Source organism: Shinella lacus (genome assembly GCF_010994755.1).
GTDB classification, from domain to species: domain Bacteria; phylum Pseudomonadota; class Alphaproteobacteria; order Rhizobiales; family Rhizobiaceae; genus Shinella; species Shinella lacus.
Map to the genome: position 1 here is coordinate 428,594 of NZ_WHSB02000003.1, position 20,842 is coordinate 449,435.

17 protein-coding genes are annotated in these 20,842 nt (G+C 65.4%); 9 read left to right on the top strand and 8 right to left on the bottom strand.

Annotated elements, in window-relative coordinates; translation table 11 throughout:
* The first annotated feature begins 13 nt into the window (after positions 1–13).
* Both tkt and GB927_RS10080 read left to right on the top strand, forming a co-directional pair.
* Entirely contained in the window at positions 14–2,008 is a 1,995-nt protein-coding gene (gene tkt / locus GB927_RS10075; protein WP_256116624.1) for a transketolase, read from the top strand.
* A gap of 20 nt (positions 2,009–2,028) precedes the next feature.
* Positions 2,029–3,462 (top strand): xylulokinase, encoded by a 1,434-nt coding sequence (locus GB927_RS10080; RefSeq protein ID WP_256116625.1) that lies wholly within the window; start codon positions 2,029–2,031, stop codon positions 3,460–3,462.
* A gap of 3 nt (positions 3,463–3,465) precedes the next feature.
* Here GB927_RS10080 and GB927_RS10085 read toward each other — a convergent pair whose 3' ends face one another.
* Positions 3,466–4,200 carry a GntR family transcriptional regulator gene (locus tag GB927_RS10085; protein ID WP_256116626.1) on the bottom strand — a complete coding sequence of 245 codons (735 nt, stop codon included), beginning with the start codon at positions 4,198–4,200 and terminating at the stop codon, positions 3,466–3,468.
* A gap of 311 nt (positions 4,201–4,511) precedes the next feature.
* Here GB927_RS10085 and deoC (GB927_RS10090) point away from each other — a divergent pair, with 311 nt between their 5' ends.
* The 7 genes from deoC (GB927_RS10090) (at position 4,512) to GB927_RS10120 (ending at position 13,463) form a co-directional block, all read left to right on the top strand.
* Positions 4,512–5,429 carry a deoxyribose-phosphate aldolase gene (gene deoC, locus GB927_RS10090; RefSeq protein WP_256116990.1) on the top strand — a complete coding sequence of 306 codons (918 nt, stop codon included), beginning with the start codon at positions 4,512–4,514 and terminating at the stop codon, positions 5,427–5,429.
* A gap of 23 nt (positions 5,430–5,452) precedes the next feature.
* On the top strand, positions 5,453–7,828 hold the full coding sequence (locus tag GB927_RS10095; RefSeq protein WP_256116627.1) for an aldehyde dehydrogenase family protein: 2,376 nt from the start codon (positions 5,453–5,455) through the stop codon (positions 7,826–7,828).
* Between the two features lie 169 nt (positions 7,829–7,997).
* On the top strand, positions 7,998–8,768 hold the full coding sequence (locus GB927_RS10100; protein ID WP_256116629.1) for an SDR family NAD(P)-dependent oxidoreductase: 771 nt from the start codon (positions 7,998–8,000) through the stop codon (positions 8,766–8,768).
* Between the two features lie 78 nt (positions 8,769–8,846).
* Positions 8,847–9,812: a substrate-binding domain-containing protein gene (locus GB927_RS10105; protein ID WP_256116631.1), complete on the top strand. Its 966-nt coding sequence runs from the start codon at positions 8,847–8,849 to the stop codon at positions 9,810–9,812.
* A gap of 54 nt (positions 9,813–9,866) precedes the next feature.
* Positions 9,867–11,372: a sugar ABC transporter ATP-binding protein gene (locus GB927_RS10110; RefSeq protein ID WP_256116632.1), complete on the top strand. Its 1,506-nt coding sequence runs from the start codon at positions 9,867–9,869 to the stop codon at positions 11,370–11,372.
* Positions 11,369–12,361, top strand: a complete 993-nt coding sequence (locus GB927_RS10115) for an ABC transporter permease (RefSeq protein WP_256116633.1) — start codon at positions 11,369–11,371, stop codon at positions 12,359–12,361. Before GB927_RS10110 ends, GB927_RS10115 begins: the two co-directional genes overlap by 4 nt.
* A 13-nt stretch (positions 12,362–12,374) precedes the next feature.
* The gene (locus tag GB927_RS10120) at positions 12,375–13,463 is read left to right on the top strand and encodes a glycerol dehydrogenase (RefSeq protein WP_256116634.1); all 1,089 of its coding nucleotides are present in this window, start codon (positions 12,375–12,377) and stop codon (positions 13,461–13,463) included.
* Between the two features lie 66 nt (positions 13,464–13,529).
* Here GB927_RS10120 and GB927_RS10125 read toward each other — a convergent pair whose 3' ends face one another.
* Genes GB927_RS10125 through GB927_RS10155 form a run of 7 tightly spaced genes read right to left on the bottom strand, consistent with a single transcriptional unit; the run spans position 13,530 to position 20,839 of the window.
* A complete protein-coding gene (locus GB927_RS10125; RefSeq protein ID WP_256116635.1) occupies positions 13,530–14,288 on the bottom strand; it encodes an SDR family NAD(P)-dependent oxidoreductase in 759 nt (252 codons plus the stop codon).
* Between the two features lie 24 nt (positions 14,289–14,312).
* On the bottom strand, positions 14,313–15,842 hold the full coding sequence (locus GB927_RS10130; protein ID WP_256116636.1) for a xylulokinase: 1,530 nt from the start codon (positions 15,840–15,842) through the stop codon (positions 14,313–14,315).
* A complete protein-coding gene (locus tag GB927_RS10135; protein WP_256116637.1) occupies positions 15,839–17,386 on the bottom strand; it encodes a xylulokinase in 1,548 nt (515 codons plus the stop codon). The genes GB927_RS10130 and GB927_RS10135 overlap by 4 nt, the downstream gene beginning before the upstream one ends.
* Before the next feature lie 4 nt (positions 17,387–17,390).
* A complete protein-coding gene (gene deoC, locus GB927_RS10140) occupies positions 17,391–18,137 on the bottom strand; it encodes a deoxyribose-phosphate aldolase (protein WP_256116638.1) in 747 nt (248 codons plus the stop codon).
* Between the two features lie 2 nt (positions 18,138–18,139).
* Positions 18,140–19,033, bottom strand: coding sequence for an SIS domain-containing protein (locus GB927_RS10145; protein ID WP_256116639.1), 894 nt, complete (start codon positions 19,031–19,033; stop codon positions 18,140–18,142).
* Positions 19,034–19,046: 13 nt separating this feature from the next.
* Positions 19,047–19,907, bottom strand: coding sequence for an MBL fold metallo-hydrolase (locus tag GB927_RS10150; protein WP_256116640.1), 861 nt, complete (start codon positions 19,905–19,907; stop codon positions 19,047–19,049).
* Positions 19,904–20,839 (bottom strand): phosphoglycerate dehydrogenase, encoded by a 936-nt coding sequence (locus GB927_RS10155; RefSeq protein ID WP_256116641.1) that lies wholly within the window; start codon positions 20,837–20,839, stop codon positions 19,904–19,906. Before GB927_RS10155 ends, GB927_RS10150 begins: the two co-directional genes overlap by 4 nt.
* Between the last annotated feature and the right edge of the window lie 3 nt (positions 20,840–20,842).

Here is a 20,842-nt window from a genome sequence, read left to right on the forward strand (position 1 = left end):
GAGGATGCCGCATATGTCCGAACGCCGTGAGTTGGCGAACGCCATTCGTTTCTTGACCGTCGATGTCGTGCAGAAGGCGAATTCGGGGCACCCCGGAACCGCCATGGGCATGGCCGATATCGCGGAAGTGCTGTGGAACGATTTCCTGCGGCACAATCCGGCCAATCCGAAATGGCTGAACCGCGACCGTTTCGTGCAGTCGAACGGCCATGGTTCGATGTTGACCTATTCGCTGCTGCACCTTGCCGGCTATGGGCTCACGGTTCAGGACCTGAAGGATCACCGCAAGCTGCATTCCAAGACGCCCGGCCATCCGGAATACGGCATCACGGCAGGCGTCGAGACGACGACCGGCCCGCTGGGTCAAGGCTTTGCGACGGCTGTCGGCATGGCGCTTGCGGAACGCAAGCTGGCGCAGGATTTCAACCGCGACGGTTTTCCGGTGGTCGATCACTTTACCTATGTCTTCGTCGGCGACGGCTGCCTGATGGAGGGCGTCGCGCAGGAGGCGGCCTCGCTTGCCGGCACGCTGAAGCTCAACAAGCTCATCGCCGTCTATGACGACAACAAGATCTCGATCGACGGCGAAACGCCCGGCTGGTTCGCCGATGACAGCGCGGCCCGCTTCCGCGCACTCGGCTGGAACGTCATCGCCGATGTGGACGGGCACGATGCCGAGGCCATCGCCGCCGCCTTTACCGCTGCCCGCCGGTCTGAAGACAAGCCGACCATGATCTGCTGCAAGACGATCATCGGCTACGGTTCGCCGAACAAGCAGGGGAAGGAAGAGGTGCACGGCGCGCCGCTCGGCGTCGACGAGGTGGCCCGCACGCGCGAGCATCTCGGCTGGACGCACGAGGCCTTCGTCGTGCCGGAAACCGTCATGCGGGCTTGGGATGCCCGTCCGCGCGGCGAGCGGGTGGAAGCCGAATGGAATGCGCTCTTTGCGACCTACAGGACGCACTATCCCGAGCTCGCGGCAGAACTGGAGCGCCGCAGTGCGGGCAAGCTGCCGGACGGCATCGATGCTGTCGTGGCAGGCGAGGTGACGCGCATTCTCTCCGCCACGCCCGTCAGGGAGCCGATCCGCAAGGCGTCCAATCGTGTTCTTGGCAATCTTCTGAAAAGCGTGCCTGAGGTGATCGGCGGCTCGGCCGACGTCTCGCTCTCCACGCTCGCCTGGACGGGCGCCGCCCGCTCCATCACGCCCGACGATTTCTCCGGCAACTTCCTGCATTACGGCGTGCGCGAATTCGGCATGTCGGCCATGATGAACGGCATGGCAGCCCATGGCGGATTGATCCCTTATGGCGCCTGTTATCTCGTCTTCAGCGACTACAGCCGCAATGCCGTGCGCCTTGCCGCGCTGATGGGCCTCAAGGCGATCTTCCTCTACACGCACGATTCCATCGGCGTCGGCGAGGACGGCCCGACGCACCAGCCGTGCGAACAGCTTGTGGCCTTGCGCGCGATCCCCAACATGTCGCTGTGGCGGCCGGGCAGCGAACTGGAGGCATTGGTGGCATGGGAGCACGCGCTGAAGCGGCAGGGGCCGAGCGTGGTGGTTGCCGCGCGGCAGGATGGCGGCGTTTTCGCCCATTCGGCGGGCGACCTCGATGGCATGCGCAAGGGCGGTTATGTGTTGAAGGATTCGGTAGGCAAACCGGACGTCGTTCTCGTGGCGACCGGTTCGGAACTCGGCCTCATCCTTGCTGCTGCGACCACACTCGAAGCGCAGGGCAAGGCAGTCCGCCTCGTCTCCATCCCCAACGGAAACCTTTTTGCGCGGGAAGGCCGCGACTACCAGGACAGCGTGCTTGCCTTCGGCACGCCGATGGTCTTTGTCGAGGCGGCATCGCCGCTTTACTGGTACCAGTTCCTCAAGGGGCCGGGTACGGTCGTCGGCGTCGATCGCTTCGGCGAATCGGCGCCGGGGCCTGAGATCTATCGCCTGATGGAGCTGACGGCCGAGCGGATCGTCTCCGAGGCCGAGCAACTGCTGCGTTAATCACAAGGGACGGGGAAGACATGTATCTCGGCATCGATCTTGGCACCGGTTCGGTCAAGGCCCTTCTGATCGACGACGGCGGCAAGGTCGTTGCCGAGGGCACCCGTGTCTATCCCGTCTCCTCCCCCGTGCCGGGTTATGCCGAGACCGCACCGGCCGACTGGTGGGCGCAGACGGTGGCGGCCGTGCGCGCCTGCTGCGAAGGGCGCGGTAGCGAGGTCCGTGGGATCGGCCTGTCTGGCCAGGCCCACGGCCTCGTCGTCCTGGGGGCGGATGCAAAGCCGCTTCGGCCCGCCATTCTATGGGCAGACCAGCGCGCGACGGCTGAGATGGATGCCGTGCTCGCGCTGCCGGAAACGGTGCGCCGCCAGCTCGCCAATCCCGTCGTCAGCGGCATGGCCGGGCTTTCCCTGCTGTGGTTGCGCGCAAACGAACCAGAGACGTATGCCGCGACCCGCCGCATCCTCTCTCCGAAGGATTGGCTGCGGTTCATCCTGACGGGCGAGACCGCGACGGAGCCCGCGGATGCGTCGATGACGCTGCTTTACGATGTCGGGGCCGACCGTTGGACCACGGATTTCCTCGGTTCGCTGTCGATCGATCCTTCAATCCTCGCCCCGGTCGTCGAATCCGACGCGGTGGCGGGCAGGCTGACGGCGGCGGCTGCGGCGGAACTCGGCCTTGCGCCCGGCACGCCTGTGGCCGCCGGCCTTTCGGACACGGCCTCCTGCCTGTTCGGCATGGGGCAGGTAAAACCTGGCTCGACCATCCTCCAGGTCGGCTCCGGCATCCAGATCATGTCGGTGGTCGAGGCCATCGAGCCGCGGGTCCAACCCTTCTACAACAGCTATCGCGGCATCGGCCGCAGCCTTTACTCCATGGCCGCGTTGCAGAACGGCGGCACGGTGTTCGAATGGGCGCGCATGGTTCTCGGCGCCTCCTGGCCGGAAATGTACCGCGCCGGTTTCGAGGAGAACGAGGGAAACGGCGGCATCGTCTTCCTGCCCTATGTCACGGGCGAACGCGCGCCGCTGCTCGATCCGAACGCCTCGGCCGCCTGGGCCTATATGCGTCTCGGTTGCACGCGAAACCAGCTCATCCGCTCGGTCTTCGAGGGCGTGGCGCTTGCGGTACGCGACAGCTGGGATGCGATGCAGGGCATCGGCGTTTCGGCCGACCGCATCCTGCTAACCGGCGGTGGCAGCACCGATCCACGCTGGCAGCAGATGCTGGCTGACATTCTCGAAATGCCGCTGGTGCCGGCCCACGATCTCGGCAATGCGACCATCGGCGCCGCCTATCTCGGCGGCATCGCCGCCGGCCATTGGCGTGGCCCGGACGATATTCCCTTTCCGGACGAGCTTGGCGCGCCCGTTGATCCCCAACCGTTCGAGGGACTGGACGAACTCCTCGCCCGTTTCCGTGCGACCTACCGCGGCCTCAGGCACATTTGACGCTCAATAGGTCCGGTGCAGGTCGATCGTCAGCCGCGTGCGATCGGGGTGATGCCAGGACTCGTAATATTCGAGCACCTGCTTGTTCTGGTCATAGGTCACTTCGCGGTTGAACAGGACGTAGCTGTTCATCTCCACATGCAGCTGTGCGGCGATCGCCTCTTCATTGATGCGGGCAAGCTCGACCTGGCGCTTGCCGGTCGTCGCCACTGCGTCGTAGCGTTTGGCGAGGTACTGGTAGAGCGAGACCCTCTCCAGCTCGTTCGATTGCAGCAGGTCGGGAAAGCGCGAATAAGGCAGGTAGTTGCGCACCACGAGGAAGACGACGCCGTCCGCATAACGCAGGCGCTCCAGGAAGATCGCGTCGTTTTCGCCGATCTCGTCGGCAATGTGGGCCGGCGGCTTGATGCGCTCCTGCTTCAGCACCCGGGTCGTCAGCTTGAAGCCGGCCTTTGCCATGCTTTCGAGCAGCGGATCGAGCTGCTGGACAAGCGCGATCGGCACCTTGCGCTCCAGCACGAAGGCGCCGCGGCCGCGTTCTGTCTCGATGAGGTTGTCATGGGCAAGCGACTGGAGGGCCTGGCGGACGACGCTGCGCGACACGTCGTACTGCTCACAGAGTTCGCCTTCGGTCGGCAACTTGCTGCCGGGCGGATAGGCGCCCGTCTCGATTGCGGCCCGCAGCGTTTCGGCAAGCTGGAAATAAAGGGGGATGGGTGAATTGCGTTCGATGCTCATGCGAATCTCTTCCTCCCGGACCGGGGTCGAACGACTTTGCCCGTTGTGCCCATGACATGACAAGCGGACATCTCGAAAAGCATTGGCTGACGTCATGGGCTGTTGACACCAGGAACGTAGTTTGATTATGTTGTCCGTACAACATTACAAACTGCTATCCTGATATAGCAGACTGTGCCGACGACATCAAATCCGGGAGTTGCAAGGTGGGTGCGAGTGAAGCTGTCATCGAGGGTGTATCGGCGTTGCGAGCCGCCACCAAGGCGCGCAATTCTGGCCCGCATCCGTCCAATCCTGGCGTGTCCTTTTCAATGGATCCGGTCGAGGCGGTGCGCGTCAATCTCTCGGCCGCCGAACGTCGTGTTGCCTCGCTTGCCGGCCGTCGCACGGTCAAGAAGGAATGGCAGGCCGCCTGGCTCGTGCGGGCGATCGAATGTATCGACCTCACCACGCTGAGCGGCGACGACACGGAAGGCCGCGTGCGCCGGCTCTGCGCCAAGGCGCGGCAACCGCTGCGCGAAGACCTTCAGGAAGCGCTCGGCCTTGCGAACCGCCGCATCACCACCGGTGCCATCTGCGTCTATCACCGCTTTGTGGCCACCGCCGTCGACGCCCTGAAGGGCAGCGGCATTCCGGTCGCGGCTGTGTCCACCGGCTTTCCGGCCGGTCTGTCGCCCTTCGAGACGCGCCTCAAGGAAATCGAGGCATCCGTCGCCGATGGGGCCGCCGAGATCGACATCGTCATCACCCGCGAGCATGTGCTGCGCGGCAACTGGCAGGCGCTCTACGACGAGGTGAAGGCCTTCAAGAAGGCCTGCGGCCCGGCGCATATGAAGGCCATTTTGGCGACCGGCGACCTCCAGACGCTGCGCAACGTCTCGCGTGCTTCGTGGGTGGCAATGATGGCGGGGTCCGATTTCATCAAGACGTCGACCGGCAAGGAAGGCATCAATGCCACGCTGCCGGTCACGCTGATCATGCTGCGCGCCATCCGCGACTATCGCGAGATGACGGGCCATGTGGTCGGCTACAAGCCGGCCGGCGGCATCTCCACCGCCAAGGACGCTATGGCCTACCTCGCGCTGATGAAGGAGGAGCTCGGCAATGACTGGCTCCAGCCGAACCTCTTCCGTTTCGGCGCCTCCTCGCTGCTCGCCGATATCGAGCGCCAGCTCGAGCATTATGTCACCGGCCGTTATGCGGCCTTCAGCCACCACGCCATGGCCTGACGGCGGGCGAGGGGAGAATAGAAATGTCGATTGCAGAGATTCTTGACACGATGAGCTACGGCCCGGCCCCCGAAAGCGACAAAGAAGCGCGCGCCTGGATCAAGACGCTGGGCGGCGAAACGAAGCTGTTCATCGGCGGCGCCTGGAAGAAGGCGAAGACCGGCGAAAGTTTCGAGACAACCGCACCGGGGTCCGGCGAGGTTCTGGTGCGCATCGCCCAGGCGGGTGCCGCCGATGTCGATACCGCCGTCAAGGCTGCGGCCAAGGCACAGCCGGCCTGGGCCGCACTTCCCGGTCACCAGCGCGCCCGCTACCTCTATGCGCTGGCCCGTCTCATTCAGCGCCACAGCCGCCTCTTCTCGGTGGTGGAAACGCTCGACAACGGCAAGCCGATCCGCGAGACGCGCGACATCGACATCCCGCTCGTCGCCCGCCATTTCTACCACCACGCCGGCTGGGCGCAGCTCATGGATGGCGAGCTTGCCGACCGCGAGGCGCTCGGCGTTTGCGGCCAGATCATCCCGTGGAATTTCCCGCTGCTGATGCTCGCCTGGAAGATCGCGCCGGCCATCGCGCTCGGCAACACGGTCGTGCTGAAGCCCGCCGAATACACCTCGCTGACCGCGCTTCTTTTCGCCGAAATGTGCCAGAAGGCCGGCCTGCCGGAGGGCGTGGTCAACATCATTACCGGCGATGGCGCGACGGGCGAGGAGATCGTCAAGCACCCCGGCATCGCCAAGATCGCCTTCACAGGCTCGACCGAAGTCGGCCGCCGCATTCGCGAGGCGACTGCCGGCACCGGCAAGAGCCTGACGCTGGAACTCGGCGGCAAGTCGCCCTTCATCGTCTTCGACGATGCCGATCTCGACGCGGCTGTCGAAGGCGTGGTCGATGCCATCTGGTTCAACCAGGGTCAGGTCTGCTGCGCCGGCTCCCGCCTGCTGGTGCAGGAGAGCATCCACGATCGTTTCATCGCCAAGCTCAAGGCGCGCATGGAGACGCTGCGCGTCGGTGATCCGCTCGACAAGGTCATCGATATCGGCGCCATCGTGCATCCGGTACAGTTGGAACGTATCCGCTCGCTGGTGGAGGCGGGCGTCAAGGAAGGCGCCACCCTGCACCAGCCGAAGGCCGGCGTTCCGGGCAAGGGCTGCTTCTATCCGCCGACGCTGCTGACCGGCGTGCATCCGGCCTCCACCGTCTCGCGCGTCGAGATTTTCGGTCCGGTGCTCGTTGCCACGACGTTCCGCACGCCCTCCGAGGCCGTGGAACTTGCCAACAACACGGAATACGGCCTCGCCGCCTCGATCTGGAGCGAGACCCTTTCGCTCGCACTCGACATAGCACCGAAACTGAAATGCGGCGTCGTCTGGGTGAATGGCACCAACATGTTCGATGCCGGCGTCGGCTTCGGCGGCTACAAGGAATCCGGCTTCGGCCGCGAGGGCGGTCGCGAGGGGCTTTCTGCCTATAGTCGGCCGAAATGGCTGGCCAAGGCGAAGGCGATCGTCGAGAAGCCGGCGGCACAGGCGACCGGCGACGTGCTCTCCACCGGCTTCGTCGATCGTACGGCAAAATTCTATGTCGGCGGCAAGCAGGCGCGGCCCGATGGCGGTTATTCGCGCGCCATCGTCTCGCCCTCTGGCGCGCTTGTCGGCGAAGTCGGTGAGGGTAACCGCAAGGACATCCGCAACGCCGTGGAAGCTGCGCGCAAGGCGACCTCCTGGAGCACCGCGAGCGAGCACAACCGCGCGCAGATCCTCTACTACATCGCCGAAAACCTCGATGCCCGCGCCGGCGAATTCGCCGACCGCCTCGCCGCCATGACCGGCCAGCGCCGGCACGATACGATGCGCGAGGTCTCCGCGAGCGTGTCGCGCCTGTTCTCCTACGGCGCCTGGGCCGACAAGTACGAGGGCGCCGTGCACAAGCCGCCGATGCGCGGCGTGGCGCTTGCCATGAACGAGCCTGTCGGCACGCTTGGCATTATTTGCCCGGAAGAGCCCGGCCTGCTCGGCTTCGTCTCCACCTTCGCGCCGGCCATTGCGCTCGGCAACCGCGTCGTCGTCGTACCGTCGGCAAGCCAGGCGCTCGCCGCCACCGACTTCTACCAGGTGCTGGAGACATCCGACGTGCCGGACGGCGTGGTCAACATCGTGACGGGCGACCGGGATGCGCTGGCACTCGACCTCGCCAAGCACGAGGAAGTCGACGGCATCTGGTATTTCGGCACCGCGGCCACGGCTGGCGCCATCGAAAAGGCGTCCTCCGGCAACCTCAAGCAGGTCTGGACCGAACAGGTGCAGCGCGACTGGTTTGATGCGCGCCAGGGCGAGGGCCGCGAGTTCCTCGCGCGCGCCACGCAGGTGAAGAATATCTGGGTGCCTTACGGCGAGTAAGGCACGCGAGCACGGCGGGCCACCCCGGCTCGCCTGAAAAAATGCCGGGTGGCCGCGATGGCCTCCCGCATCGATTTCGAAGACCGACGGTTCGCAGCCGAGGGCAGCGCTTTTGCGCGCCCACCCTTTCTTGCGGCCGGAGATCAGGCATTTTAGACGGAGGAAAGACGTGTATCTCGAACGTTTCAGGCTCGACGGCGAACTGGCAGTCATCACGGGGGGAGGGCGCGGCATCGGGCTTGCGAGCGCCGATGCGCTTGGCGAGGCCGGCGCACGGCTTGCCCTCATCGAGCGCGATCCAGCCCTGCTGGAAGAGGCACGCGCGACCCTTCAGGCCAAGGGCTACGACGTCTCCGTGCATGAGGGCGACGTCACCGATGCCAAGCGCATGCAGGCGATCGCCGACGAACTGGCCGCCAAGGGCGGCGCCTCCATCCTCGTCAACAATGCGGGCATTGCACTGAGCGACATCCCGGCCGAGGACATGGAAGACGAGCGCTGGCTCAAGGTCATCGATGTCAATCTCAACGGCGTCTACTGGTGCTCGCGCTCGTTCGGCCGCCACATGCTCGACGCCGGCCGCGGCGCCATCGTCAATGTCGGCTCGATGTCCGGCTTCATCGTCAACCGGCCGCAGCCGCAGGCGCATTACAACGCCTCGAAGGCCGCCGTGCACCACCTGACCAAGTCGCTCGCCGCCGAATGGGCGCCGCGCGGCGTGCGCGTCAATGCAGTGGCGCCCACCTATATCGAAACGCCGCTCAATGCGCTCGTCGAGAACAACCGACCCATGTTCGATCGCTGGATCGATTCCACGCCCATGGCGCGCATGGGCAAGGACCACGAGGTCGCAAGCGTGATCCTCTTCCTGTCCTCCCAGGCAGCCAGCCTGATGACCGGATCGATCGTGCTTGTGGATGGAGGATACACGCTCTGGTGACCGCATCCCGTGCCGGGTGCCGCACCGCATCGTGTTTGCCGCAATAGCATGCAAACAAGTCAACTAGGAGGAGTTAATATGACCACTATCAAGACGCTTCTGGCAGGGTCCGTCGCCCTGTTCTGCCTCACATCCGCCGCCATGGCCGCGGATTGCAAGGTGGGCCTCACCATGCCCTCGCTCAACGCGCCCTACTTCGCCGCGCAGGTCGCTGCCGTCGAAAAGGCCGCCAAGGATGCAGGCTGCGAAATCACCACGGCGGACAGCCAGAGCGATTTCTCCAAGCAGATCAACGAGGTGGAAGACATGATCGCCAAGGGCATCAACATCCTCATCATCAACCCGCGTGACCAGGAAGCGCTCGTGCCAGTCGTCAATGCGGCAACGGCTGCCGGCGTCAAGGTCGTGGCCATGGACTCGACGCTGAACCCGAAGGCCAATTTCATCTCGCAGGTGCGCTCTTCCAGTGACGAGAACGGCCGGCTGGTCGGCGACTGGATCGCCAAGACGATGAAGGGCACGCCGATCAAGATGATCCTGCTGTCCGGCAACCAGGGCAATCCGGGCGGGCTTGAGCGCCGCATGGGCGTCATCAAGGGCATTACCGAAGCGCAGCTCGTCAACGAAGGCGCCGTTAACCTGCAGATCCTCGGCCAGGGCTGGGGCGACTGGGCGACGGACGGCGGCCTGAAGGCGGCGGAAGACCTGTTCCAGGCCCATCCGGACGCCAACCTCGTCGTCGGCGAGAACGACTCCATGGTGCTCGGCGCCGTGCAGGCGGCGAAGGCCGCAGGCCTCGACAAGATCCTCTTCGCTGCCGCTGCCGACGGACAGCGCGAGGCGCTGGCGATGATCAAGGACGGCGCCTATGGCGCGACCGGTCTCAACGATCCGGACCTCGTCGGCCGCACCGCCTTCGACGTCGCCTACAAGGCGTTGAAGGGCGAACTGCCGTCGGACTTCCCGAAGGAGTATTTCACGCCCGCAGACGTGATCTCCAAGGACAATGTCGACAAGTATTACAAGCCCGATTCTGTATTCTAAATCGACAGCAAGAGAAGGATGCACCGGTTTCCGGTGCATCCTTTTGGGAGCCCAATGACAGAACTTGTCAGTCTATCCGGTATCCGGAAGAACTATGCCGGCGTGCAGGCGCTGAAAGGCGTGGATTTCGACCTGAAGGCCGGCGAAGTGCATGCGCTCGTCGGCGAAAACGGCGCGGGCAAATCCACGCTGATGCGCGTGCTCGGCGGCGAAACGCCCCCGACCTCTGGCACGGTCAGCCTCTACGGCGAGATGGTCGCACTGTCCGGCCCACGGGATGCGACGAGCCGCGGCGTGTCCGTCATCCACCAGGAACTGGCGCTGGCGCCGGACCTGACGGTGGCCGAAAACATCTTTCTCGGGCGCCTGCCGGGCTTCGTCAATCACGGCGCGCTGCGCAAGGCGGCACGCGATATCCTCGATCGCCTCGGCTTTGCCATCGACCCCGCCGTGCAGGCCGGTCGTCTGACGGTCGCCCACCAGCAGGTGGTTGAGATCGCCAAGGCGCTGTCCAACAAGGCGCGCATCATCGTCTTCGACGAACCGACCGCCGTGCTCGCCAACAGCGATGCCGAGCGGCTGCTCGCGATCATCCGCGAGCTGCGCGCCGGCGGCACCGGCGTCGTCTATATTTCCCATCGCCTGAACGAGGTCTTCGACCTCTCCGACCGCATCACGGTGATGAAGGACGGTTCCCATGTCGAGACGCTGGAGACCGTCGCGACCGATGTCGATGCGGTGATCGCCCGCATGGTCGGCCGCCAGATGTCCGCGCTGTTTCCGCCCAAGGACGGGCGCGTGCCCGGCAAGGTGGTCGTCGACGTGCGCAACGTCACCCGCGGCCGCAAGGTCCGCGATGTGAGCTTTTCCGTCCGCGCGGGCGAGGTCGTCGGTCTCGGCGGGCTCGTCGGCTCGGGCCGCACGGAGGTCGCGCGCCTCGTCTTCGGCGCCGACAAGATGGATTCCGGCACGGTCGAGCTTAACGGCAAGCCTTTGCACCTCTCGTCGCCGCGCGATGCCGTGCGCGCCCAGATCGGGCTCGTTCCGGAAGACCGCAAGGAGCACGGCGTCATCCTCGATGCGCCGATCCGCATCAACACGACGCTCGCCAAGATCCGCAGCATCACCCGTTTCGGCATCCTGAACGTCACCAAGGAACGGCAGGTTGCCACAGCGCTCGGCGCCGAGATGCGCCTCAAGGCGTCGAGCGTCGATGCGCCGGTTTCCAGCCTTTCGGGCGGCAACCAGCAAAAGGTGGCGCTCGCCAAGTGGTTCCATGCGGACTGCGACCTGCTCATTCTCGACGAGCCGACACGCGGCGTCGATGTCGGGGCGAAAAGCGAAATCTACAATTTGATCAACGACCTGGCCAAAGCCGGCAAGGCGGTTCTCGTCATCTCGTCCGAACACCAGGAGCTGTTCGGCATTTGCGACCGCATTCTCGTGATGGCGGAAGGCGCCATCGTCGGCGAACTCGCCGAAGGCGCGTTCACCGAGCAGCAGCTTTTGACGCTGGCAATGACCCAGTCGGCCAGGAACAGGGATGAGGCAAGCCTATGACCACTACACCCGCAAGCGCCGCTGCGCCGTCGTCGCTTACGCCCCGCATTCTGGAGGCCGTCCGCCACTACGGCACGCTCGGCATCTTCCTGGTGCTGGTGATCGTCGCCTCGCTCTGGTCCGATGCGTTCCTGACCGAGCGCAACCTGATGAACGTGGTGCGCCAAGTCGCCTCCGGTGCCGGCATCATGGCCGTCGGCATGCTCTTCGTCGTGCTGACGCGCGGCATCGACCTTTCGGTTGGCTCGATCGCCGCCGTCGGCTCGGTGCTCTGCGCCCATCTCATTGCCGCGCAGGGATTCAGCGTGCCGCTGGCGATCCTGCTCGTCATCGCAACCGGCGCGGCCTGCGGCGTGGTCACCGGTTTCTTCGTCGCCTATATGCGGCTGCCGTCCTTCGTCATCTCGCTCGCCATGATGGCGATCGCGCGCGGCATTTCGCTGATCGTCAGCGCCGGCCGGCCGATCACCATGGGAGAGCCCGGTGCGTCGCTCGTCGATTTCGGCAGCGGCTTCTTCCTCGGCATTCCGCAGCCGGCGATCCTGATGCTGCTCATCTACGCCATCGGCGCGGCGGTTTTGACCTATACGAGCTTCGGCCGTATCGTTACCGCCATCGGCTCCAACGAGGAAGCCGTGCGGCTCTCCGGCGTGCCGGTCGAGCGTTACGTGCTGTCGGTCTATGTCATCAGCGGCGCATTGGCGGCCGTTGCGGGCATCGTGGCGGCCGGGCGTACGGGCATCGGCACGCCGCAAGTCGGCGTCGGCGCGGAACTCGATGTCATCGCGGCCGTGGTCATCGGCGGGGCGAGCCTGATGGGCGGGCGCGGCAACATGTTCAACACGCTGCTCGGCGCGCTGATCCTCGGCATTATTACCAACATCATGAACCTTGCCGGCGTGCCGGGCTATCACCAGAACGTCTATCTCGGACTGATCATCATCCTGGCGATGCTCATCCAGTACGTCACCGCCCGTTCGCGGCGCTAAATCGGAGAACAGCATGTCCCGTTCCTTCGGCAGCCCCAGCCGCTACATCCAGCGCCGCGGTGAAATCGCGCGCCTCGGCGAACACCTGGCGCCGCTTGGCCGCAAGCCGCTCGTGCTCATCGATGCCTTCCTCTTCGAGCGTTACGCCGAAACGCTCGGCACGAACCTGAAAGAGGGTTTCGAGGTCAGGTTCGAAAAATTCGGCGGCGAATGCAGCGACCGCGAGATCGCGCGGGTGACGGCGATCGCGGCCGAACATGGCGCGGATGTCGTCGTCGGCATCGGCGGCGGCAAGACGCTCGACACCGCCAAGATGGCGGCGCACAGGACCAATGCGCGCATGCTGGCCGTGCCCACCATCGCCTCCACCGATGCGCCGACAAGCGCCGTGGTGGTCGTCTATTCCGATGAGGGCGTCTTGCAGGAGGCACACAACCTGCCGCGCAATCCCGATCTCGTGTTGGTCGATCCGGAGGTCATCGTCGCAGCACCCGTGCGCTTTCTTGTTGCCGGCATGGGGGATGCGCTCTCCACCTGGTACGAGGCGCGCGCCAATATCGAGGCCGGCACGTTCAACTACATTTCCGGCGGTTTCCCGGCCACCCGCGCCGCTATCGCCATCGCCCGCGAATGCCATGCGGTGATCATGGAACAGGCGGTGAAGGCCAAGCTTGCGGCGGAAGCCGGCGTCGTCACACAGGCCGTCGAGGATATCATCGAGGCGAACACGCTTCTTTCCGGCCTCGGCTTCGAGAATTGCGGCGTCTCCGCCGCGCATGGCATCCATGACGCGCTGACCGTGCTGCCGGAAATCCACGGCCTCCTGCACGGCGAGAAGGTCGCCTTCGGCGTGCTCTGCCTGCTCGTCCTGGAAAACCGCCCGCAAAGCGAGATCGACGAGACGCTCCGCTTCTGCCGCACCCTCGGCCTGCCGACAACGCTGGCGGACCTGAACATCACCGAGGATGTGCCAGCCAAGGTGCGCTGGGTCGCCGAAGCCGCCGTCAAGGGCAACATTACGCACGCCACCCGCGCACCCGTGGGCGTGCAGGAAATTGAAGCGGCTATTCTCGCCGCCGACGCCCTCGGGCGGGCGGCCTGAGCAGCTTTGATACTGCGAACTAAATCGAAACCCCGGCCGAGAGGCCGGGGTTTCTTATTTGACGCTTTAGAAACCACCGACCACGAAGCCGCCATCGACAGGCAGGTCCGCGCCGGTGATGAAGACGGCGGCGGGGGAGGCGAGGAAAAGCGCGGTGCCGACGAGGTCGTCCACCGTGCCCCAGCGCTTCAGCGCCGAACGCTGGGCGATCTTTTCGGCCGGCACGGGGTCGGTCCACAGGCCCTTGGTCATGTCGGTCTTGTGGTAGCCGGGCGAGATCGCGTTGACGCGAATGCCATCCGGGCCGAAGGCATGGGCGAGATGGCGGGTGAGGCCGAGCACGCCGGACTTGCTGGCGCCATAGGCCGGCACGAGCGGATCGCTGACATAGCTCAGCATGGAGGCCGTGTTGAGGATGACGCCCTTTGAGGCCTTCAGCAGCGGCAGCACGGCCATGGCGAAGCGCATCTGGCTGTTCAGGTTGACATCCATCACCTCCATATAGGTTTCATCCTCGAACTCGGCTTCGGGACGGGCGATGCCCGCGCCGTTGACGAGAACGTCGAGCTTGGAAAGCGTCTTGGCGAAAGTCTTGATCGCCTCTGGGTCGCGCACGTCGACGCGCTCGAAGCGTATACCCTTGTTTTCCGGGTCGGCTGCCGCGGCCTTCAGCTTCGTCTCCGAACTGCCGAGTGCCACGACCGAGCCGCCGAGCCGGGCAAAACCCTGGGCGATGGCAAGGCCGATGCCGGACGAGCCGCCGGTGACCAGGATGTCCTTGCCGGCAAACAGATCCGGGCGAAACGTGTCGATGATGTCCTTCATAATTTCCTCCTCCAATGGGGTGATTCAGGGCCGATCGCCGGCCGGGCGGATCTGGGCGGCAAGCGCGTCCATGTCGTCGTAGAGCGTCTTGCTGTGATGGTAGAGCCGGTCGAACACCGGCTGGACATGGCTGTAGACCTCGACCCAGGCGGGATCGGGCGCGATTTCGTCCGCATAACGGACATAGGCTTCCGCCGCATCCTCGGGCCGGGAGAAACGGCCCGTCGCGGTCGCGGCCATCGCGGCGCAGCCGACAAGGCCGCATTCCGGCTCCTGCGGCACGAGCACCGGCGTGTCGAAGACGCTCGCCTTGATCTTCAGCCAGAGTTTTGTGCGCGCCCCGCCGCCGGCGGCGATCATGCGCTCCAGCCGCTTGCCGGAGCTCGCCTCCATGATGCGGATATGGCGGGCCATGGCAAAGGCGATGCCTTCGAGGATCGCGCGGTGCAGGTGCTCCATCCCGTGCACCGCACCAAGCCCGAAGAACTGCGCGCGCGCGTTGCGGTGCTGGCCGAGACGCTCGCCGGTGAGGAAGGGCATGAACAGCAACGCCTCGGAACCGGGCGGTGCCTTTTCGGCTCGCTCGACGATATCGCTGTAGCTCAACGCGCCGTCGTGGAAGGCGCGGCGCGCCCAGCGCATGCCGTCACCGCCCGTTTCGAGCAGCACGAAGGGTGCCCAATTGCCCTCGATCGTCGCGACGTTGGAGATTTCGGGATCGAGCAGCGGTTTTTCCGCGATCATCGTGACGATCGCGCCGGTGCCGGTGCTGTCCGAGCCGAGGCCGGGCCGGCAGGCGCCCGAGCCGAGCAGCGCCATCGGATAATCCGCCCCGCCCACCATGACGGGCGTGCCGGCGGCAAGCCCCGTCGCTAGCGCGGCTTCCTCCGTGACGTGGCCGATGATGTCGAGCGGATTGCGGATCGGCGGCAGGAGGCGGGCGTCCAGGCCCATGCGCTCGATCATCACCGGCGACCATGCGACCGTCTCGGGGTTCATCAGGAAGCTGCAGGAGGCGTCGCCGGTATCCATGGCGATTTCGCCGGTCAGCCGGAAGTTGATGTAGTCCTTCGGCATGATGGCGACGGCGCTGCGCTTGTAGGCCGCAGGGTCGGCATCGCGCACCCATTGCAGCTTGAAGCCCGGCCAGGCGGGCGTTGGCGTATTACCGCTTTCGCCGAGATAGCTTTCGGGCGCGTTCTCGGCCTCGAATTTTCGCACAAGATTGAGCGTGCGCTTATCGTTCCAGAGCGGCGCGGTATCGCGGGTCAGGTGCCCCGCATCGTCGAGCAGCACGAGGCCGTGCATCTGGCCGCAGATGGCGACGATGGAGATGCGCTCGCGCGCGCCCTCGCTCTTGTCCAGCACGGCGCGCACTGCCGTGCAAGCGCCCTCCCACCAGTCGAGCGGACGCTGTTCCGCCCAGCCGAATTGCGGCACGATCTGGTCGTGTTCACGTGCCGCGATCTCGACGATCCGGCCCGCGGTATCGATAAGAGCCGCCCGCACGCTGCCGGTGCCGACGTCGATGGCGAGAAAGAGCTCCCCGGTCACGATGCAACCTCCCTGAGCGCGGCGAGTGCGCCCGACAATGCCTGCTGTTGTTCGGCGGCCTGGCGATAGGCGACAAGCGCGGCTTGGTAGACGGCGCGTGTCTCCGCCAAGGGTTCACTGCGCCCTTCCGCGACATGCAAAGCGCGGATCGGCAGGAAATCCGTCCAGAGCCCCATGCCGACGAAAGCCAAGGCTGCTGCGCCCAAAGCCGCTGCCTGCTGGTCGATCTTCGTCTTGACGATCGTGCAATCGAAGACGTCGGAAAAGACCTGCCGCCAGAAGGCGCTGCGCGCACCGCCGCCCACGATGATCATTTCCGAGCCGATCGCGGTCATGCGGCGCAACTCGTCGAGTGCGACGCGCAGGCCGAGCGCCACACCCTCCAGCGTCGCGCGCAGAATGTCGGCGCGGCCGTGCTGGAGGTCCAGCCCGACGAATCCGCCGCGCACCGCAGGCCCGCCTTCGAAGCTCGTGCCGCCGCCGAGCGTGGGCACGAAGATCAGGCCGCGTGCGCCGGCTGGCGCTTCGCCGGCAAGGCGGAACAGTTCGTCATGCACGTCGAGGCCGGCGGCCTTGGCCGCCTGTTTGACGTCCGGCAGCAGCGTGTCGGTCACCCAGTTGACGCTGGTGCCGGAGGAGAAGATCGAGGTCGCCGAAATGAACATGCCCGGCGCCACGTGGGCGAAGACGAAGGGGCGCACCCGGTCGTCAAGCAGCGGCTCGGAAGAGGAAACGGTGATCCAGCTCGATGAGCCCATCGAGGCATAGGCATCGCCCTCCAGGAAGGTGCGGCCGCCGAGCGCCATGCAGCTGTTGTCCACGCCACCCGCGACCACCTTGACGCCCGGCGGCAGGCCGAGTTGCTTCGCGACATCGGGCAGGACTTCGCCGAGAATGGCGGTAGAGGCGACGATTGCCGGGAAGAAATCCGGGCTGAGACCCGCCGCTTCGATCAGCTCCGGCGCATAGCGTCCGGCCTTCAGATCATAGACGCCGGTGCCCGAGGCATAGGACGGGTCGGTGGCGACGCGGCCGGTCAGCCGCAGGTTGATATAATCCTTGGTGCCGATGATCGTTCTTGTGCGGGCAAAAATGTCAGGCGCATTCCTGCGCAGCCAGATCGCCTTGAACACGGTGTAGAGCGGGGCCGGAAAGCCGTTGCCGGTCTTGCGATACCAGGCGTCCGGATCGACCCGCGTGAAGAAGTCCTCCGCTTCCGCGACGGCGCGACCATCCGACCAGAGCGGCACGAATTCCTGCAACAGGGCGCCGGTCTCGTCGAGCGGAATGCAGCCGAGGCTGTGGCCGGAAATGGCGATGGCGCGGATGGAAGCGGCATCCACTGCGGGATTGCTGAGCAGCGTCTTCAGGCTCGCGCAAATGGCATCCCACCAGTCCTCCGGGCGCTGCTCGTGGTGCGAGGAGGAGGGGTAGAACGTCTTGTAGGACACGACCTCTTCCGCAATGCAGGTGCCGTCCGGGCGGAAGATCGCCGCCTTGACGCCCCCTGTGCCGAGGTCGAATGCTGCAACGGTATCGACCATGGTCTCACCCCACCGTGCCGGTTATGTCGAGGCGCCCGCCGGGCAGGGCGGCGCACTGGCGCACGAGATCGACCGCGACCTTCGTGTTGATGCCGAAGCGGGTGACGCCAAGGCGCACCATGGCGGCAATACTCTCCAGCGAGCGAATGCCGCCCGATGCTTTCACCTCGACCGCGCCATCGACGGTGTCGATGATGAGCTTCAGCTTTTCCGGCGTGGTGGCGCTCGGCGTCCAGCCGGTGCCGGTCTTGACGAAGGCGGCGCCGCTCTCGGCGACAATGGCTGAGGCGGTGCGGATCTCGTCGTCCGTCAGATGGGCGAGTTCCAGGATGACCTTGAGAGGGACCGGCGCAATCGCCTCCACCACCGCGCGGATATCGCTGCGCACATAGTCGAGATCGCCGGATTTGAGGCGGCCGACATTGATCATCATGTCGAGTTCCTGCGCGCCGTTTGCGGCAAGTTCCGTGGCCTCCGCCACCTTGGTGCGGGTCGTATGCCCACCGGACGGGAAACCGACCGGGCCGCCGACGAGGGTCAGCCCGCCCGCAGGCACGAGGCTGCGCAGCAGCGGCACGAAATTCGGCAGCACATGGGCGGCGATGAAACCTTCGGCAACGGCGATTTCCGCCAGCTCCCGCACGTCCGCCTCGGTATGGAAGGCCTGGACGGCGCTGACGTCGATCAGGGCGGCGAGCTCGCGGGGCGAGAGCGATGCCGGCGTCTGGGAGCGGTGGCGGGTGTTGTGCATCTCTATGTCTCGTTGCTCATTCTCAGATAGCGGAGGTTGCGCTTCATGCCGGTGAAGAGTTCGACATGTTCGGCGCCGCGGCGCAGCGCCACGCTGGTGGACAGGATGTCGATCACCGTCAGCGCGGCGATGCGGGAAATGGTGGGCGTGTAGATATTGGTGTTTTCCAGCGTCTCGACCTTCAGCACGAGATCGCAGAACTCGACGAGCGGCCCATCCGCACCGACGATGCCGATGATCTGGCAGCCGTTTTCGCGCGCCCGGCGGGCGGTCTCGATGATCGCGAGCGTCGCGCCCGTATTGGAGATGACGACGGCGACGTCGCCCGGCTTCAGCATGGAGACGACCATGATCTGCTGGTGGGCATCCGTCTCCGCGCCGCAGGGCACGCCGAACAGCGGGAATTTCTGCTGCGCATCACGCGCGACGATGCCCGAGGCGCCGAAGCCGAAGAAGTCGATGCGGTTCGCCTTGGCCAGCATGTCGACGACCTGGCCGACCTTGACCGGGTCGAGATGGTTGCGCACCCAGTCGAGGCTGGTGATTGTGTAGTCGAAGATTTTTTCTGAGACCTGGGCCGGCGTGTCGTTGCCGTCGATGACCGAATGGGTGGCGGATACGCCGAGCGCCAGGCTCTGGGCGAGGCGCAGCTTGAAATCCTGGTAGCCCTGGCAGCCGACGGAGGCGCAGAAGCGGATGACTGTCGGCTGGCTGACATCCGCCCATTCGGCGGCCTCCGCGATGGTCGCGTTGATGACGCGCTTCGGATCGGCGAGCACGAGTTCGGCCACCTTGCGATCCGACTTGCGGAGCTCTCCGCGCTTCATGCGGATGACCTCCAATATGTTGTTATTGTTGCCGCCAATCGGTTTGGGCTGGAGCGCGCTGGTTGACATGGAGACCCCCGGTTCACTTAGACAATCGGTATTCAACCGACAGCTTTGCCCGATGGAGCCGCGCCCTGCAATCAGCCGCCGCCGATTTGGCGTCGATCGTCGCAGGGTCCTCGGTGTTGAAGGCAAACATGCCGTAGTGGTGGGCGATCATGTCCGCCGCGCCGATCTGGTCCGAAAGCACACAAGCTTCGTCCAGCGTCAGATTGCCGGCGATGCCAGCTTGCGTGAGCTCAGGCCGACGCCCATTGACCGGCAATAGCGCGAGATCGACCTTGAAGGGCGCGACCTCGTCGACGAGCCCTTCGAAGGGGATCGTATCGCCGGAATGATAGAGGCAAACGCCCTCGCTCTCGACCACATAGCCGAGGAATTTGTGCCAGCCTTCTTCGGAGCGCTCCAATGTTTCGTGCGCGGCGCGGATGGCGGTGATGATGAGGCCGGGCAGGGGTTCGATGCGCTCACCAGCATCGATGGTGATGAGGCGTTCAGGCCCGACGCCGATGCGCTCCTTCGCGGCCTCGATCGCGGCGCGCGGCACGACGAAGCGGCAATCCGGATTGGCCGTAGCGATCGGCGTCAGCGTCTGCTGGTCCATGTGGTCGGTATGGTGATGCGTCACCAGCACGAGATCGACCGGGCCGATTTCGGACGGCTGGATGGGTGCGGCCATAAGACGGTCGTGCTCGAAACGCTTGCCTTGGTATTTCTCCGCCAGGCTATCGGAAAGATAGGGATCGATGACGATGCGATATCGGCTGGTCGCGATGACGAAACCGGCCTGCCCGAGCCAGTAAAGCCGGACGTCGCCGGCCGGCGGCGTAGAGAGCCGCGCGGCGAGCGTTTCCGAAAATGGCACGGGCGAGAGCGGCGTCATGCGGCGTCCTCCCTGACCAGCGCGGCGAGCAGGTTTTCCACGGCGATCGTCGTCGCCTTGCTGACACTCTCGTCCGTCAGGCCGCCGATATGGCTGGTGGCGATGACGCGCGGATGGCTGGCAAGCGAGCCGGGGGCCGGCGGTTCCTCGACGAAGACGTCGGTGGCGTAGGTCTGCAAGCGGCCCTCGTCGAGTGCGGCGCGCACGGCATCCTCGTCCACCAGCGTCGCGCGGGCGGTGTTGATGAGGATGGCGTTGGGCGGCATGATCGCAAGACGTTTCGCATCGACGATAGGCTTGCCATCGGCGGGCGCGGGGCAATGCAGCGAGACGATGTCCGCTTCCGCAAACACCTCGTCTAGGCTTGCCCATTTGAACGGGCCATAGACTTCGACATTCGGGCGGAAGGGATCGTGCGCGACGACATTGGCCCGCATCGATGAGACGGCGCGCGCGACGCGCTTGCCGATCGCGCCGCAGCCGATGATGCCGACGGTGCGCTCGGCGATTTCCTTGCCGCGCGAACGCGGCCAGCCGCCGGCTCGGATGCCGGCCGTCTCGGTGGGGATGTGGCGGAGGGAGGCTAGGATGAGGCCCATGGCAAGCTCCGCCACGCCAACGGCATTGGCACCCTCGGCCTTGAGCACGCGGATGCCCCGACCCTTGAGCAGCGCCAGCGGCAGGTTGTCGATGCCGGTGCCGTTGCGGCTGATGGCGCGCAGGCTGTCGGCGGCGGCGATAACCCGGTCGGAGACCGGTTCGATGCCGGCGAGCCAGCCGACGCAGCCGGGCACGAGATCGAGCAGTTCGGCCTCGTCCGGCATGCGGCCGGGCGTCGGGAATACGAGGTCGAAACCGGCTTGGCGTAGCGGCTCCAGTTCCGGCGGTGGATCGAGCGAGAGCGAACGGGGCGTGACGAGAATACGCTTCACCAC

Coding starts and splice junctions, on each gene's coding strand:
- GB927_RS10135 (WP_256116637.1), bottom strand. CDS start 17,386: ATGGTCGATACCGTTGCAGCATTCGACCTCGGCACAGGGGGCGTCAAG.
- tkt (WP_256116624.1), top strand. CDS start 14: ATGTCCGAACGCCGTGAGTTGGCGAACGCCATTCGTTTCTTGACCGTC.
- deoC (WP_256116638.1), bottom strand. CDS start 18,137: ATGCACAACACCCGCCACCGCTCCCAGACGCCGGCATCGCTCTCGCCC.
- GB927_RS10080 (WP_256116625.1), top strand. CDS start 2,029: ATGTATCTCGGCATCGATCTTGGCACCGGTTCGGTCAAGGCCCTTCTG.
- GB927_RS10150 (WP_256116640.1), bottom strand. CDS start 19,907: ATGACGCCGCTCTCGCCCGTGCCATTTTCGGAAACGCTCGCCGCGCGG.
- deoC (WP_256116990.1), top strand. CDS start 4,512: ATGGATCCGGTCGAGGCGGTGCGCGTCAATCTCTCGGCCGCCGAACGT.
- GB927_RS10125 (WP_256116635.1), bottom strand. CDS start 14,288: ATGAAGGACATCATCGACACGTTTCGCCCGGATCTGTTTGCCGGCAAG.
- GB927_RS10095 (WP_256116627.1), top strand. CDS start 5,453: ATGTCGATTGCAGAGATTCTTGACACGATGAGCTACGGCCCGGCCCCC.
- GB927_RS10110 (WP_256116632.1), top strand. CDS start 9,867: ATGACAGAACTTGTCAGTCTATCCGGTATCCGGAAGAACTATGCCGGC.
- GB927_RS10120 (WP_256116634.1), top strand. CDS start 12,375: ATGTCCCGTTCCTTCGGCAGCCCCAGCCGCTACATCCAGCGCCGCGGT.
- GB927_RS10115 (WP_256116633.1), top strand. CDS start 11,369: ATGACCACTACACCCGCAAGCGCCGCTGCGCCGTCGTCGCTTACGCCC.
- GB927_RS10085 (WP_256116626.1), bottom strand. CDS start 4,200: ATGAGCATCGAACGCAATTCACCCATCCCCCTTTATTTCCAGCTTGCC.
- GB927_RS10145 (WP_256116639.1), bottom strand. CDS start 19,033: ATGTCAACCAGCGCGCTCCAGCCCAAACCGATTGGCGGCAACAATAAC.
- GB927_RS10105 (WP_256116631.1), top strand. CDS start 8,847: ATGACCACTATCAAGACGCTTCTGGCAGGGTCCGTCGCCCTGTTCTGC.